Source organism: Citrobacter sp. Cpo061 (genome assembly GCF_030332845.1).
GTDB lineage: Bacteria > Pseudomonadota > Gammaproteobacteria > Enterobacterales > Enterobacteriaceae > Citrobacter > Citrobacter portucalensis.
In genome coordinates this window covers 236,367-251,305 of record NZ_JAOWHB010000036.1, presented here as the reverse complement: position 1 = coordinate 251,305, position 14,939 = coordinate 236,367, and the positions used below count along the sequence as shown (strand labels likewise).

9 protein-coding genes are annotated in these 14,939 nt (G+C 48.7%); 4 read left to right on the top strand and 5 right to left on the bottom strand.

What is annotated here, in order from left to right; all coding sequences use genetic code 11:
- Positions 1–107: 107 nt before the first annotated feature.
- From OGX97_RS07225 to OGX97_RS07215, 3 genes are all read right to left on the bottom strand, one after another.
- Positions 108–590 carry a GNAT family N-acetyltransferase gene (locus tag OGX97_RS07225; protein ID WP_234102858.1) on the bottom strand — a complete coding sequence of 161 codons (483 nt, stop codon included), beginning with the start codon at positions 588–590 and terminating at the stop codon, positions 108–110.
- Positions 578–844, bottom strand: a complete 267-nt coding sequence (locus OGX97_RS07220; RefSeq protein WP_008784769.1) for a type II toxin-antitoxin system TacA family antitoxin — start codon at positions 842–844, stop codon at positions 578–580. The genes OGX97_RS07225 and OGX97_RS07220 overlap by 13 nt, the downstream gene beginning before the upstream one ends.
- Before the next feature lie 153 nt (positions 845–997).
- Positions 998–2,980 (bottom strand): alkyl/aryl-sulfatase, encoded by a 1,983-nt coding sequence (locus OGX97_RS07215; RefSeq protein WP_079934036.1) that lies wholly within the window; start codon positions 2,978–2,980, stop codon positions 998–1,000.
- Positions 2,981–3,234: 254 nt separating this feature from the next.
- Between OGX97_RS07215 and OGX97_RS07210 the strand changes: the two genes are divergently transcribed.
- Entirely contained in the window at positions 3,235–3,621 is a 387-nt protein-coding gene (locus tag OGX97_RS07210) for a hypothetical protein (RefSeq protein ID WP_008784771.1), read from the top strand.
- 116 nt (positions 3,622–3,737) lie between these two features.
- Here the strand turns inward: OGX97_RS07210 and OGX97_RS07205 are convergent, their stop codons facing one another.
- Entirely contained in the window at positions 3,738–4,367 is a 630-nt protein-coding gene (locus OGX97_RS07205; RefSeq protein WP_008784772.1) for a winged helix-turn-helix transcriptional regulator, read from the bottom strand.
- Between the two features lie 237 nt (positions 4,368–4,604).
- The gene (locus OGX97_RS07200) at positions 4,605–5,792 is read right to left on the bottom strand and encodes an OmpP1/FadL family transporter (RefSeq protein ID WP_032943450.1); all 1,188 of its coding nucleotides are present in this window, start codon (positions 5,790–5,792) and stop codon (positions 4,605–4,607) included.
- Between the two features lie 632 nt (positions 5,793–6,424).
- On the opposite strand from OGX97_RS07200, the gene OGX97_RS07195 reads away from it, so the two are divergent.
- From OGX97_RS07195 to OGX97_RS07185, 3 genes are read left to right on the top strand one after another with little or no spacing between them, the layout of a single operon-like run.
- Positions 6,425–11,758, top strand: coding sequence for a peroxidase family protein (locus OGX97_RS07195; RefSeq protein WP_286592102.1), 5,334 nt, complete (start codon positions 6,425–6,427; stop codon positions 11,756–11,758).
- A 10-nt stretch (positions 11,759–11,768) separates the two neighbouring features.
- On the top strand, positions 11,769–13,508 hold the full coding sequence (locus OGX97_RS07190) for a type I secretion system permease/ATPase (protein WP_008784775.1): 1,740 nt from the start codon (positions 11,769–11,771) through the stop codon (positions 13,506–13,508).
- On the top strand, positions 13,508–14,836 hold the full coding sequence (locus OGX97_RS07185) for an HlyD family type I secretion periplasmic adaptor subunit (RefSeq protein WP_171845945.1): 1,329 nt from the start codon (positions 13,508–13,510) through the stop codon (positions 14,834–14,836). Before OGX97_RS07190 ends, OGX97_RS07185 begins: the two co-directional genes overlap by 1 nt.
- Positions 14,837–14,939: the final 103 nt, after the last annotated feature.

The following is a 14,939-nucleotide window of genomic DNA, read 5'->3' as shown; positions in this document are numbered from 1 at the left end:
TTATGTATTTCCCTCAAACCCAGAATAGTTAAATGCAATTTGATACGTACTCAGTTAAGTCCCCATGTGGCCCACGTTTGGCCATTGACCTCCTCTGCTCATTACAATCATGAAAGCCTGAGAAACAGAGTTCTTTCCTGCAGTTGAGATGCTTTGAATCCGTGGTGAAGATAAAAACGTTTAGCTTCGTCTGTGAGCGCATGCACCATAACGGCACGCACGCCAATATTTTCTGCCACTTTGTAACACCGCAGTACCGCATCGTAAAGCAGATCGGCCCCTAACCCTTTTCCACGAACAGAAAGATCTACGGCCAATCTGGCAAGGATAATTACGGGGATTGGATCTGGCATGTTACGCCGAAGATTGCCTGTTGCTTCTGTGTGGTTGACGCTACCAGTGGCCAGTGAATAAAAGCCAGCGACTTTTCGCGTGTCTGTTTTGCAGACAACAAACGTCCTGGCTGCGCCGAGAGCCTGATTTTTTAGCCCTTTTTGCTTTAACCAATCATCGAGAACAATTTCTCCGCTGACAAATTCCGCCAATTGATGAATGTGAGTTAGTGGCTCAGGTGCGGTTACAAATCCCACTGTGGTTTCCTTGCCAGTAGCTTCCTGATAGCGGGATCTTCGGCAACCGGAGCATCAAGCATCTCGATAAACTCAGCGTATTGTTCATCATTAAAATTAAACACTCGGCGATCGAGAATAACGTTCTCTGCCGCCTGGCAGGCCATTTCCAGAATAAAGTCTGTACGCGATTTATGTAGAATCTCTGCGGCCGCATCAATAAGTGCGCGTTGGGATTCTTTAGCTCTAAGGTTGAGCTGGACATCTGATTTCATTATTAAGCCTCTTGTATAGCAATTGCTTTACAAGCATACCATAAGGCTTATGTATAGCAACTGCTATACAGTCTCGTACAACTCAATACTCTGATAAGCAACAATAAAAAACCCGCCAGTGCTGGCGGGTTATGGCATGGTTTGTCTCTACAGTTAAGGAGTTACCATGTTAAACCAGAAATCAAAGCTATCTAAATACCCGAGGAACTCATCAAGCTTGGCATGATTGCCGGAAATTTGTACATCACCCTTCTCTTCTGCCTGTTTCAGCGATTCTTCCTTGAGAATAATTTTGTTCAACGTTGCACGGTTAAGCGTAATGGAGGCATCAGCGTTGCTGGCCTGTGCATCAGCGCTATGGTTAAGAACACCGTTTTCCAGTTCCAGTTTGTATTTACCGCCGTCAGCACCTAAATCGACGTTGAAGACTGCCTGCGCATTTGCCGCTTTTTCTCCGTTAATATGTACCGCGAGATAATCAAAGAACATCTCAGGTGACATGGCTTTAACGGTATCCGGGCTGGCGGTATTTGGCGTCGCGCCTTTCACCACACCGTTGCGTAATTCTTGTGCACCAGTCAGATAAAAATTACGCCATGGACCGGACTCAGCCTGGTAACCCATTTGTTCAAGGGCATCGGCTTCCAGATTACGGGCTTCTTTATTGCTCGGATCAGCAAAAACGATATTGTTAGTGACTTGCGCCACCCAACGGTAATTGCCCTGGGCGTAATCCGTTTTCGCTTTTTGCATGATTGCATCGGCGCCGCCCATATAATCGACATATTTCTTCGCGGCATCAACGGGCGGTAATTCATTCAGTGTTGCCGGATTACCATTGAACCAGCCGAGGTAAAAGACATACGTTGCTTTCACATCATGGCTGACAGAACCATAGTATCCACGGCTGGCCCATGATTTTTCCAGGCCAGACGGCAGTTTGAAGTTAGCGGCGATTTCGTCACGGGTCAGCCCCTGGTTAGCCATGCGCAGCGTCTGATCGTTGATGTAACGGTACATATCACGCTGACTTTTCATTAACTTCACCACATTTTCATTACCCCAGGTCGGCCAGTGATGCTGAGCAATAATAATGTTTGCCTTTCCACCCCAGCGGCCAATAACGTCATTGATATATTTTGACCATGCCAGCGGATCGCGGATCTTCGCGCCACGTAATGAATAAGTGTTATGCAGCGTATGGGTGACATCCTCTGCAGCTTCGATCATTCCCTTCTCTTCTACATACCACAGCATTTCAGAAGGTGCTTCCGATCCCGGCGCCATCATGAAATCATAGGTTAGACCGTCGATAACTTCTTTTTGCCCGGTGTGGGTAATATAGTTAGTGGGTTCAATCAGCGTCACCGTACCGGCGGAGGTTGTCGTTCCCAGACCCGCACCGACCTGACCTTTTGCATCCGGTTTCAACAGATTGCCATACATGTAACTGGCTCGGCGACTCATGGCGTTACCTGCCATAATATTTTCAGATACAGCTTCCTTCATAAAACCAGCCGGTGCATATACCTTCACTTTACCGGACTTCACATCCGCTTCATCAATCACGCCGCGGACGCCACCGTAGTGGTCAACATGGCTGTGCGTATAAATGACGGCAACAACGGGTCTTTTACCGCGATTCTTATAATAAAGGTCCATTCCCACTTTCGCGGTTTCTGCCGAGACAAGCGGATCAATGACCGTAATACCCTCTTTCCCTTCCATAATTGTCATATTCGAGAGATCAAGATTACGGATTTGATACACGCCATCGGTGACCTGGAACAAGCCGCCAATATTGATCAACTGCGACTGACGCCACAGGCTTGGATTAACCGTGTCGGGGGCTTTTTCGCCCTCTTTGATAAAGGCATATTGCTGAGGGTCCCAGACAACATTTCCCTGCTTCCCTTTAATCAATTCATTGGGAAGCGGAGCAATAAAACCTTTATGAGCGTTCATAAAATCGGTTTTATCAGTGAATGGCAATTGACCATATAAGGCGTCATTCGCACTTTTGGTCTGAGCAGTCGCATCTTTTGCCCCTTCCTGTGCCAATACAGGTAGTGATATTAATGATGTTGAACACACACCAGCCAAAGCCAGATAACTTACTAGTTTATTAAGTTTCATAAATCCTCGCTAATAATATATTATCAAGAAGAAAGAAACCCTGCTGCTCTGATTGCTGAGAAGCTTCCTTAATACTGTATTTATCAGGTTTCTATGATCTAATGCTCGTAGGCTAACATGGTCTTCTGAAACAATGTAATGCAATGACATTTATTTTTAAATTTCCTTTTGTTTTTATTTAAACAAAATAGCTGTAGACACCTGACTGTATAAAAAGATAATGGCTGGCATCCATTGTCTTTAGAACACTATATATGCGCACTCTCTATCTACTTCTCATCACTGGGATACTTTCTGGCTGTAATACTTCTCCCCCAGAGAAAGTTGTTAAGATCAATAAAATGGTGATCCCTGTTGTTCAGGCACAACCCGAGTCAAAATCAAGTAGTGACTCGGCATCCCTGTCCTTATATCAGGATAATAAACAGCAAATTGAAAACGTCGTGAGTTCGTTAAAAAACGAATATCTTCATGAGGTTAAGCCAAGAGAGATGTTTGACGTTCATAGCCAGGCATACCAGGTTTATGCTTCTTTAACCAAGCTCGAACAAATGCAGCAAATGAACAATTTTTATTATAAGGAGCATAATCAAACAGGACTGTTAAGCATTAATCAGTCCGTGAACTCTCTTATTGAATAACAAGAAGTCCTCCTCAGAGAATGATGAGGAGGTTTTTTTACGATTGATATATGGCATGCTACTACAATAGAATATTAAAGTTAGATAATCGATTTGTAACTTGTTTGTGGGTTTATTTAAAATCGCTCAGGCAATTTATTGATGGAAGTAAGATACCCTCCGCGTTCAAAATCAATATACCCTCCTTTTTTTAACGCAGATACAACATTTAAAACACTGCTGCGCGATAAGTGGGTCCGATCCTGAATATAATCCAAAATAGAAACTCGCTTGCGCGTCTCTTCCGGCAACAAAATCATCTCTTCGAGGTGGTTACGTATCACTGAATAAGTACGCTGCTGTACGACTAAATCATCACGATAAAAGAGATAACCCGTATGATATGAAAGCACTGCCGCCGCATCTTCCCACAAGCCTTGTTGATGAAAGAGTTCTCGTGCTTTATCGGCATCGACGCGTAATAAGGTTGATTCAGCTTCAGCGCGCAATAAATGGCCGTGTACCGGTTGGATCATTTCGGCAATACCGAACAGATGGGGTTCATAGACGGTCACGATTAACAGACCATCAGAAGAACGTAAAATGGACAGCTCCCCTTGCAAAAAAAGGTAGAGTTGAGGCTTATTCTTGTATTTCCACATGATACGCCGCCGCGGCACAACCTTCATCTTTTCTGCAATCGGTTCAAGTGCTTGCATTAAACGTTGTATGCTTTGTTCTGGGCGTACCGGAGGTGAAATTTGCATAATCAAACCTGTATTATTTAGATTGAAAACAATATGCTTTTACCTATATTCCATGAAGGTAGTACAGATTCATATTAAAACCATAAATAGCTCAATAATAAAAGTACAAATTTGTTTTTATTTAAACGAGCGTGTGTGATACGACCACCAGCAGACGGTTACCAGACACTGTCGGATAGATAATCCGCTATGGTGACTATTAACAATGCGTGAGATATTTAATCGGGAATAACGGCGCTAGAATTGATAGCTGTAGTTGACACTGGCAAACCATAACCACGGGTTCTTATACTGGCCTGCAAAGATATCAGATTTGACGTTGGACGACTGCATGTGCAAATACTCAACGGCAACGCCAATATTGCTGGCTGGCGTAATCTGGTACTGTGCACCGGTGGCAAGTCGCCATTCATCGCCGGTTGGCATCGAAAGCGCTACATCACTTTGCGATTTGTACGGTGAACTGTCATACGCAATACCGGCATTAATGCGCCACTGCTCATCGGGATGATATTGCACGCCCAACGCTGTATGCCATGTATCTTTCAGACGATTATCACGATCGCTTTGCTGACCATTTATTGTAATCTGCGGGCTGCCAAACTGACTCCAGTCCTGCCAGCCAAGATCGCCCATCACTGACCATTGACAGTTGATATCGTGAACCAGACTAAACATCACCTGCTGCGGAGCACGGACCTGCGTGGAGATCGGCAGATCATATCCAATATTAGGTATATTGGGAAAACGCGCTGTCCCGTCTATATTAAAATGATAATCAGTCTTGCTGGTCCAGGTTACACCCGTCCGAGTATTGTCAGTTATGTCCATTAATAACCCAAGGTGGTAATTCATCGCCCAGTCATGATCGCTTTGTTTCTCATCGTGGCCATCGACATCTCTGCTTAGCGACAGAAAACCATAGTTTAGCCCTGCAGCTGCGCCAACCGACACCTTATCACTTAGTTTCCATGCAACGGCGGGACTCAGCGTCATCGCAACCATGGTACTTTGTTTAATTAACCGAGCCCCTGCCCAGTTGCCGAAGTCGATACCTAACCCATAGTTACCGTACAAACCCAAACCGGCAGAAACGGTATCACTCAGCCGTTGCGTATAAAACATGCTGGCATTGGGGAAAAGCGTCATTACATTACCGGGGCTTTGTCTGCCATCTGTCGTATTATTCAGCGTATAGGGAATATCTCCGCCCATCGCCTGTAATCCTCCGGTGACCATATGGTCAGGTAAACGAGTCATCCCCGCCGGGTTTGTTAACAGCGTAGAGGCATCCTGAGCACGAGCGGCCTGCCCTGCACCAGCCAGTGCGGTATCCTCCGTTCCGATTTCATAGAAATAGAGCGCACTGGCGTGACCGACCGATGAAAAGATCATCCCGGAGAGAAAAATTATATTTTTTTTCATTGTATTACCTGTTTGGAGAGGTCGTTCTTTACTAAATGTAGGGTCAGCTATCACACGGTATTGATTTATGCTAATAGCATAATCAGGCATCAGGAATGATGTCGTGTTAAATTTTATCCAATATTAAATTTTATAATTCAACACAACGACATCTTAAAAGCCGACTTAATGAGAACTCTTCTTAATAAGTGATTTGACATAAATTCTAATGTAAAGAAATGAAAATTTAATCTTTTCATAAAAAAGTATGAGTGAAGTCGCCAACGGAAAAACCATAGTTATGATCATCACATAACTGTAATATGCGTTTTAAAAAGTAAAACCTTTACAGCCTTGAGGAGACCTTGTCTTCTCAAAACTTCGCGTCTCAAATATGTCTGTGATTTCAATGGGACACGATGATCATTAACCTCTAAAACCTAATATATAAGTGAGGTGAATATCTTATTGTGCTAACTAACCCTCAGGAGAATAACGCTAATCTGGTCATGGATACATCATTTTTAAAATATGGACTTTCAATCATGCAATAACAATCAGGTATCTGAAACGACTCATTCTTCTGTCATTCTTTGTAAGCAGAAGAAAAGAGTGATGATAGCTAATACAGGTAAAGATAGGGGTAATGACTTATGGCCTCACAATATGACTTTACTGTCACCCTGCACGATCTTGCTTTTATTCTTAAGCAGATCAAAATATCCGAAGCGGCAACTAACCCAGATGGTAGCGTTAATGCTGAATTGCTTAGAGAATTAGTTTCCAGCCCGCTATTACCTTATGGACTTCGCACGGTAGATGGTTCATGGAATAATCTTCTACCGGGTCAGGAGTTATATGGCTCTGCCGACCAGACAATGCCGAGATTAACCGCGTTAAACTGGCAAGATGCGGACCAAATGACCAGTTATATCCAAATTGGTGGCACCGTTATTGATGCCGACCCACGTATTATTAGTAACTTAATTTCCGATCAAACGGCATCTAACCCAGCCGCACTGGAGGTATTTAACGCGTTAAAAGATGCTCCCGGCGGGGGGACTATTACAGGAGACGGAGAAACGTTATCCATTCCTAACCAGTCTCCCGATATCGGTCTCTCCCCTGCTTTTAACGGCTGGATGACCTTCTTTGGCCAGTTTTTTGACCACGGTCTGGATTTGATTCCCAAAGGAGGCAACGGTATCGTTTTCATTCCGCTACAGCCGGATGACCCTTTATATGTGGAAGGGTCGTCAACAAACTTTATGCTATTAACCCGGGCAACGGTGGATGAAAATCGAGAGACAGTAAACCTGACTACCCCCTTCATCGACCAAAACCAAACCTACACCTCCCATCCTTCACATCAGATTTTCATCCGCGAATACGTCATTATTGATGGGAAACCTGAGCCTACCGGGAATTTATTAGGCGGTGCGAACGGTGGACTGGCGACCTGGGCCGACGTTAAAAACCAGGCTGAAACTCTGCTTGGCATTAAACTCACCGATCAGGATGTGTTTAATGTTCCCCTGCTGGCTACGGATCGCTATGGTAATTTGATTTTAAGTGAAAATGGAAAGGTAATGATTGTTACCACCGGGGGACTGGTTGAAGCCAACGGCGGTCTGTTGCCTGAGGGAACATTCCGCACCGGCCATGCGTTTCTTGATGATATTGCGCATACTGCCGCGCCAAAAGCGGGTCTGCTGGCAGATGATGACACTGCGATTGGGGGCGAAGGAGCGCAACCGGCAGGAACCTATGATAACGAACTGCTCGATCGTCACTTTATTACCGGTGACGGGCGTGGGAACGAAAATATAGGTTTAACCGCGGTGCACGCCGTTTTTCACAGCGAGCATAACCGTCTGGTTGAGCAATATAAAACAACACTGCTGGAAACCGGTGATATCGACCTCATTAATCAGTGGTTGATGCCCAATCATCAAATCACGGAATTACCTGCCGATACCAGTACGCTGGTATGGAACGGTGAGTACCTATTCCAGGCAGGTCGTTTCTCCACGGAAATGCAATATCAGCACCTCGTATTCGAGGAGTTTGCGCGCACCGTACAACCTGCCGTCGATCCGTTTGTCTTCTCCAACACGGCGGATATAAACCCGATGATCTTTGCCGAGTTTGCGCATGTGGTTTACCGTTTCGGGCATTCAATGCTGACAGAAACCGTGGCGCGCACCGACATTGATATGCAAAGCGGTGATATTGACCTGATTTCAGCATTCCTGAATCCGGTAGCATTTAATCAAATCAACGGGGCCACCGTCACGGACGATCAGGCTATTGGCGCAATTGTGCGTGGTATGACGCGTCAGGTGGGTAACGAAATTGATGAATTTATTACCGATGCTCTGCGTAATAATCTCATCGGCCTGCCCCTCGATTTAGGCGCGCTTAATATAGCCCGTGGCCGTGACACCGCAATGCCGACGCTGAACCAGGCCCGCGAGCAGTTTTTTGCATTAAGCGGTGATAGTCAACTGAAGCCTTATACCAGTTGGGCTGACTTCACTACCTACCTGAAAAATCCCGCTTCAATCATTAACTTTATGGCCGCCTATGGTCAGCATGAGCTGATCCTCAATGCCACCAGCCTTGAAGGTAAGCGTGCAGCGGTAAACTTCCTGTTGTTTGGTGATGCTAACAATGCCCCGCCTGCGGATGCGATGGATTTCTTTAACAGTACCGGAGCGTGGGCAACCAAAGAGACCGGCCTGAATATGGTCGATTTCTGGATTGGCGGGCTGGCAGAGCGCAAAAATGAATTTGGCGGCATGCTCGGCTCAACCTTCAACTTCGTCTTTGAAACACAAATGGAAATGCTTCAGGACGGCGATCGTTTCTACTATCTGAGCCGCGTTCAGGGATTGAACTTGCTCAATGAACTGGAGGCCAACTCGTTTTCCGCACTAGTAATGCGTAACAGCGATCTTGGTGATGAGGGATCCTCCCACCTGCCCGCAAATCTGTTCCAGACACCGGACCATATTTTTGAAGTGAACCGCGTGCTGCAAACGGAAATCGACCCGAAATGGGGTAATCCGCTGAAGGATCTGCTCTCGCCGTTGTTGGTGCGTCGCGACCCAGGTGTGGATGTTGACGGCGATAGTTTTGCCGATGGCGGGTATCTGAAATATACCGGCGATGGGCATGTGGTGCTTGGAGGGACGGCAGGCAATGATACGTTAATCGGCGGTAAAGGGATCGACAGTCTGTGGGGTGATGGCGGAGATGACCGACTGGACGGCGGCGACGAAGCAGACGTGGTCCATGGCGGTGACGGTGATGACATTATTACCGATACCGGTACGCCTGTTGGTGATGCGGACTTCCTGCACGGTGATGCCGGACATGACGTTATCTTCTCCGGTAACGGAAACGATCTGGTCTTTGGTGGCAGTGGTAGCGACTTCGTGGTGGTCGGCGAAGATGCGCAGGAGGTCTTCTCGGGTCAGGATAACGACTTTGCGCTTGGCGGCTCGGGTGGTGATTTCCTGATGGGCAACGAAGGCGATGACTGGCTGGAAGGCGGTGACGGGTTTGACACGCTGGCGGGTGACAACTCCGAGTTGTTCTTCAACAGTACCATTATCGGTCACGATGTCCTCAACGGTCAGGGTAACGACACCGACTACGATGGCGAAGCCGGTGACGACATCATGGTTCAGGGCGCGGGGATCCAGCGCAATAATGGCATGGCCGGTTTCGACTGGGCTATCCATAAAGGCGACCCAAATGGCGCTAACTCTGACCTTGGGATCCCTATTTTCGTCAACCAGCAGGAGTTTATTCTACGCGACCGTTTTGATCTTGTTGAAGGGCTGTCGGGCTGGAAATACGACGATATCCTGACCGGGACAGAACAGCCGATAGGTACTGCGCCTGTTCAGGGCGTTCCCCTCTCTAACAACCTGACCCAGGAAGGTGCGGATCGGATCACCGGTTTACAGGCTATTCTCGGCGTAGAGCGTTCTACAAATCCGGACGCGGTGCTCCTGAATCCTGATGATGGTAGCGATATTTTACTCGGCGGTGGCGGTAGCGACCGCATTATGGGTAAAGCCGGAAACGATATCATTGATGGTGATGCATGGCTCAACGTGCGTATTGCCGTTACGGGTATGGCAGGACTCACCAGCGCCGAAGGTATGGCTGAACTGAAATCGTACATGCTGGCCGGCACGCTGAAACCGAATCAGCTGTCGATTGTGCGAGAAATCCTGCATGAAGGTAACGGCACGGAAACTGACGTCGCGGTGTACCGTGATGTCAGCAGCAACTATGTCTTTACCCGTATGGCGGACGGTAGCCTGCGCGTCGATCACGCCACGCCGGATGCCGCGCTGAACCTGAATGATGGCATCGATCGCCTGTTGAACATCGAAAAGCTCGAGTTTGGCGATGGGAAGCAGCTGTGGGTGACGGGGCAACAAGCGACGGGCGATCTTACCATCAGTAACCCTAACCCTTCGGTGGGCGACCTGCTGCGCGTCAACGTGGCGAACTTGCTGGATGGTAACGGGCTGGCGGCGGATGTGGCCATCACCATGACCTGGCAGGCATTCGTCAACGGCCAATGGCGAGATCAGGCAACCGGCGTTGAGTTCAGAGTGCCTGGCACTATTCAGGGCGCACCGCTGCGTGTGGTAGCCAGCTTTAACGACCGCATGGGTGACGCTGAAACCCTTGTGTCGGCACAAACTCAGGCGATCCTACCGCGAAATCAGGCCACGACCGGTGTGCCGGTAATTAACGACCTCACCCCAACTGAAAGCCTGACGCTGACCGCAGTGGTTTCAGGCATTGCTGACGCCGATGGTCTGAGCGGCGGTAATTTCACTTATCAATGGAGAATGAGTTCGCCAACCGGATTCGTCAACATTAACGGTGCGACTTCCGCCACCTATACGCCGGGTCAGGCTATGGTTGGCAGAACGTTGCAGGTGGTCGTTACCGTCGTCGACGATGAAGGCAACCCCCCTGTTGTCCTGACGTCGACCACCACCCAGCCCGTGGGCGATCTGATTGTAGGTACCAACGGGGCTAACACCCTCGTCGGTACTGCCTGGAGCGATATCCTACGCGGTGAAGGCGGTAATGACACCTTACTCGGCGGTGCAGGTGACGATCTGCTCATTGGCGGTGCGGGAAACGACAACCTCTCTGGTCAGGCGGGGCAAGATATTCTGCAAGGTGATGCCGGTAATGACACGCTTGATGGCGGGCTTGGTGCCGACAGTATGACCGGCGGCACGGGCGATGATACCTACATCGTTGATGATTTCGGTGATGTAGTTATTGAAGGTGTGAATGGTGGCACGGACGTTGTCCGAACCAACCTCAGCAGCTACGACCTCACCGATAACGTGGAAGAGCTGGTATTTACCGGCAGCGGTAGTTTTATCGGTACCGGTAATGCCATTGCGAACACCATTACGGGAGGGACCGGTAACGACTATCTGTTCGGCATGGGCGGTAACGACCAGTTGTTTGGTGGTATCGGGAATGACTTCCTCGATGGCGGAGATGGCGCTGATAACCTGCAAGGCGGAGTTGGTAACGACGTCATGATTGGCGGTGCGGGCGCGGATACCCTTTCCGGCGGTAGCGGGGACGATATTCTTAATGGTCAGGAAGGTAACGACATTCTGGACGGTGGTGCCGGGAGCGATATCTTCGCCTTTGGCGCCAACTTTGGGCAGGACCGAATTACCGGTTTTGACAGTAACCCCAACGGCGGGCAGGACTTCCTTGATCTCGTCTTGTTAGGTATCAACGCGGGCAATTTTGCCAGCAGCGTGTCTATCACCGGAAACAATGGCAACACCATTGTGACTATCGGTACAGATACCATCACATTGGTGGGCGTCAATTCGACCACCGTGAATATTGGTGACTTTTATCTGGAAATGCCCACTACCCTTGCCAGCAACAATGGCAATAGTTCATTGATCGTATAAGGAGAAGACTATGTCGCGCCAGCATACGCCAACAGAACTGAATGATGCATTAAAGGGAACGAAACCCACTTTTCTGATGCTGTTGTTTTTTAGTTGTGTGATTAATATGCTTATGCTGGCGCCGGCAATTTATATGCTACAGGTTTACGACCGTGTGCTGGTCAGTAAAAATACCACCACGCTGTTAATGTTAACCTTATTGATTGTCGGCTTGTACATCGTTATTGCCATGATTGAATCTGCCCGCGCGCAGGTTATGGTCAGGCTTGGCAACCGGCTGGATATAAAGCTAAGCCAGTTGGTTTTTAACGCAGCCTTTAAAAGAAAGATGGTTACCGGCGATAACAACCCGGCGCAATCTTTAGCCGAGCTGGATCAGATTCGTCAGTTTCTTTCCGGGAATAGTCTATTCGCCTTACTGGATATTCCCTGGACGCCGATATATCTGTTCATCGCCTTTTTGGTCCATCCCCTGCTGGGATACCTTTCTCTCGGCGGAATAACGTTATTATTCATTCTGACGCTGGTATCTGAAATCTCTACCAAGCGCCCGATTCAGCAAGCGCACGCCTTAACCATTAACAATGCCAGCAAACTGAATAAACAGCTGCAAAACGCCGATGCCATTGAGGCGATGGGTATGCTCTCGACCCTGAAGTCCAACTGGCAGGAGCAACATAACAAAGTGCTGGCACTACAAACGCAGATTGCCGACAAAACGGCCGGGTTAAGTAGCCTCAGCCGCTTTGTGCGGGTGTTGCTGCAATCTATTGCGCTGGGTGCCGGGGCTTTACTGGTGATCGGCGGCCATATTACTCCGGGCTTGATGATCGCCGCCTCGATCATTCTTGGCCGCGTCCTCAACCCGGTAGAACAAGTTATTGGCAGCTGGAAGCAGTTCGTGCAGTTTCGTAGCGCGTGGCATCAGCTCTCAACCTTGCTGAAGGAGTATCCGGCACCGAAAGAGGTACTGACCCTGCCGCGTCCGAACGGCAACATCAGCGTCGAAAGCGTCTTCGCCGCTGCCCCCGGCCAGCCTTCCCCGCTACTGCGTAATATCTCATTCCAGCTGGAGCAAGGTGAAGTTCTGGGGATTATCGGCCCCTCAGCCTCAGGGAAAACCTCGCTGGCAAAGGTTCTGGTTGGCGTCTGGAAACCGATATCAGGGAAAGTCAGATTAGACGGCGCAGATATTTGTCAGTGGGATAAAGCGCTGCTGGGCCCGTCTATTGGCTATCTGCCGCAGGATGTGGAACTGTTTGACGGTACCATCGCGCAAAACATTGCCCGCTTCGCGCAGAATGACAGTGAGCTTATCGTCGCCGCCGCATTACTGGCAGGCGTTCATGAGATGATCCTGCGCTTGCCACAAGGTTATGACACGCTGTTGGGCGCAGGCGGATACCAGCTCTCCGGCGGGCAGCGGCAGCGTATCGGGCTGGCACGCGCCGTGTATAACAATCCTGCGTTCATCGTGCTTGATGAACCGAATGCCAATCTTGACGACGCGGGCGAATTTGCACTCGTTAAAGCCATCAATACCCTGCGTACACAGGGACAAACTACCGTCATTATCTCACACCGCCCGACGCTGCTCGGCGTGGTCAATAAGGTTTTGCTGCTTAACGATGGCGCCATACAGGAGTTTGGTACCCGCGATCAGGTTTTTGCCCATTTGCGTCAGGCCAACGTACTGAAACCGGTGGCTACGCCTTCTCCATCCACGACTGAACAGCAACGTGAGGCCTGATGATGAAAAAAAATCCCCACAACACGGCATCTGCTGGCGTAGATACCAATATCTGGTCGCCGATTATACGGGGCGTGATCGTCATTGTGCTTGGTGTCGGTAGTTTTATCCTCTGGGCAGTGCAAGCTCCATTAGATGCGGGCGTGGTCGCTGATGGTACGGTAACCGTATCGAGTAACCGCAAAACCATTCAGCATCTGAGCGGCGGTCGGGTAACGGATATCTTTATCAAAGAAGGCGACTTCGTGAAGAAAAATCAGGTTCTCGTCCGGTTGGATAAAATGCAGCTCGAAATGCGTTTCAGCGCGTTAAATGCCCAGTATATTTCTGCAAAAAGTATCGAAGATCGCCTGTTGGCAGAACGCGATGGCCTGGAAGCGATCCGCTTTAATACGACGCTGACGCAGCAATTCTCTGGCAATAAACGGCTGACAGAAGTCAGAAATCTGCAGGCCAAGCTTTTCGATACGCGTCGCAAAACGATTCAGGACGAACTGTCGATGATTGAGGAGACGCTCGATGGTCTGGTAGGGCAAACGGATAATCTCAATAAAATAAAAGGCTATCGCGACCACCAGTTTTCTCTGATTAACCGGGAGTTGGGGGCTATTCGCGCGCTGAGCGAAAAGAACTATTACCCCAAAGCGCAATTACTGGTGCTGGAGCGCGAAGCGGCTGAAATATCTGGCAGCGTTTCAGAAGATATTCTTAACATTGCCAAACTGAAATCGCAGCAAAACGAATTAAAAATTAAAGCCTACCAGGTGCGTCATCAATATTTACGTGAAGTTGAGTCTGAACTGACGGAAAACCAAAAAGAAGTGGCGATGCTGGAGGATGAACTGGTGTCCACCCGTCACGAGCTGGATAACACCGAGATCCGCTCGCCGATTAACGGTATCGTGCTGGATGTTAAAGTCAGTACCGTGGGCGGCGTCATTCAACCCGGCGAACATCTTATGGATATTGTCGCCGCCGGACAACCGATGCAAATTGATGCCAAAATACCCGTGCATGCCATTGATAAACTGGTCCCCGGCTTAACCGTTGATGTGCTTTTCCCTGCCCTTAACCATGCCCTGTTGCCGTCGGTTCCGGCCCGGGTTCTGACTATCTCGGCGGACCGCTTAATTGATGAAGCCACTCAGCAGCCTTACTACCTTGCGGAAGTACAGGTTTCAGCAGAGGGCGCGCGTTTGCTGGGCGATTACAAAATTAAAGCGGGAATGCCCGCCAGCGTGACGATCAAGACCGGTGAACGAACCCTGATGAGTTACCTGTTTAAACCGTTGATTGCCCGTCTGGAACTGGCTTTTAAAGAGTATTGAGCCATCCATTGCCGGTATGGCGTACGGCTTGTCGCGCCATACCGCTTTCTGCCGTTGCTGGCAGCTTTGCTTTCTTGTAACCTTCTTCCCGTCACACTACTGA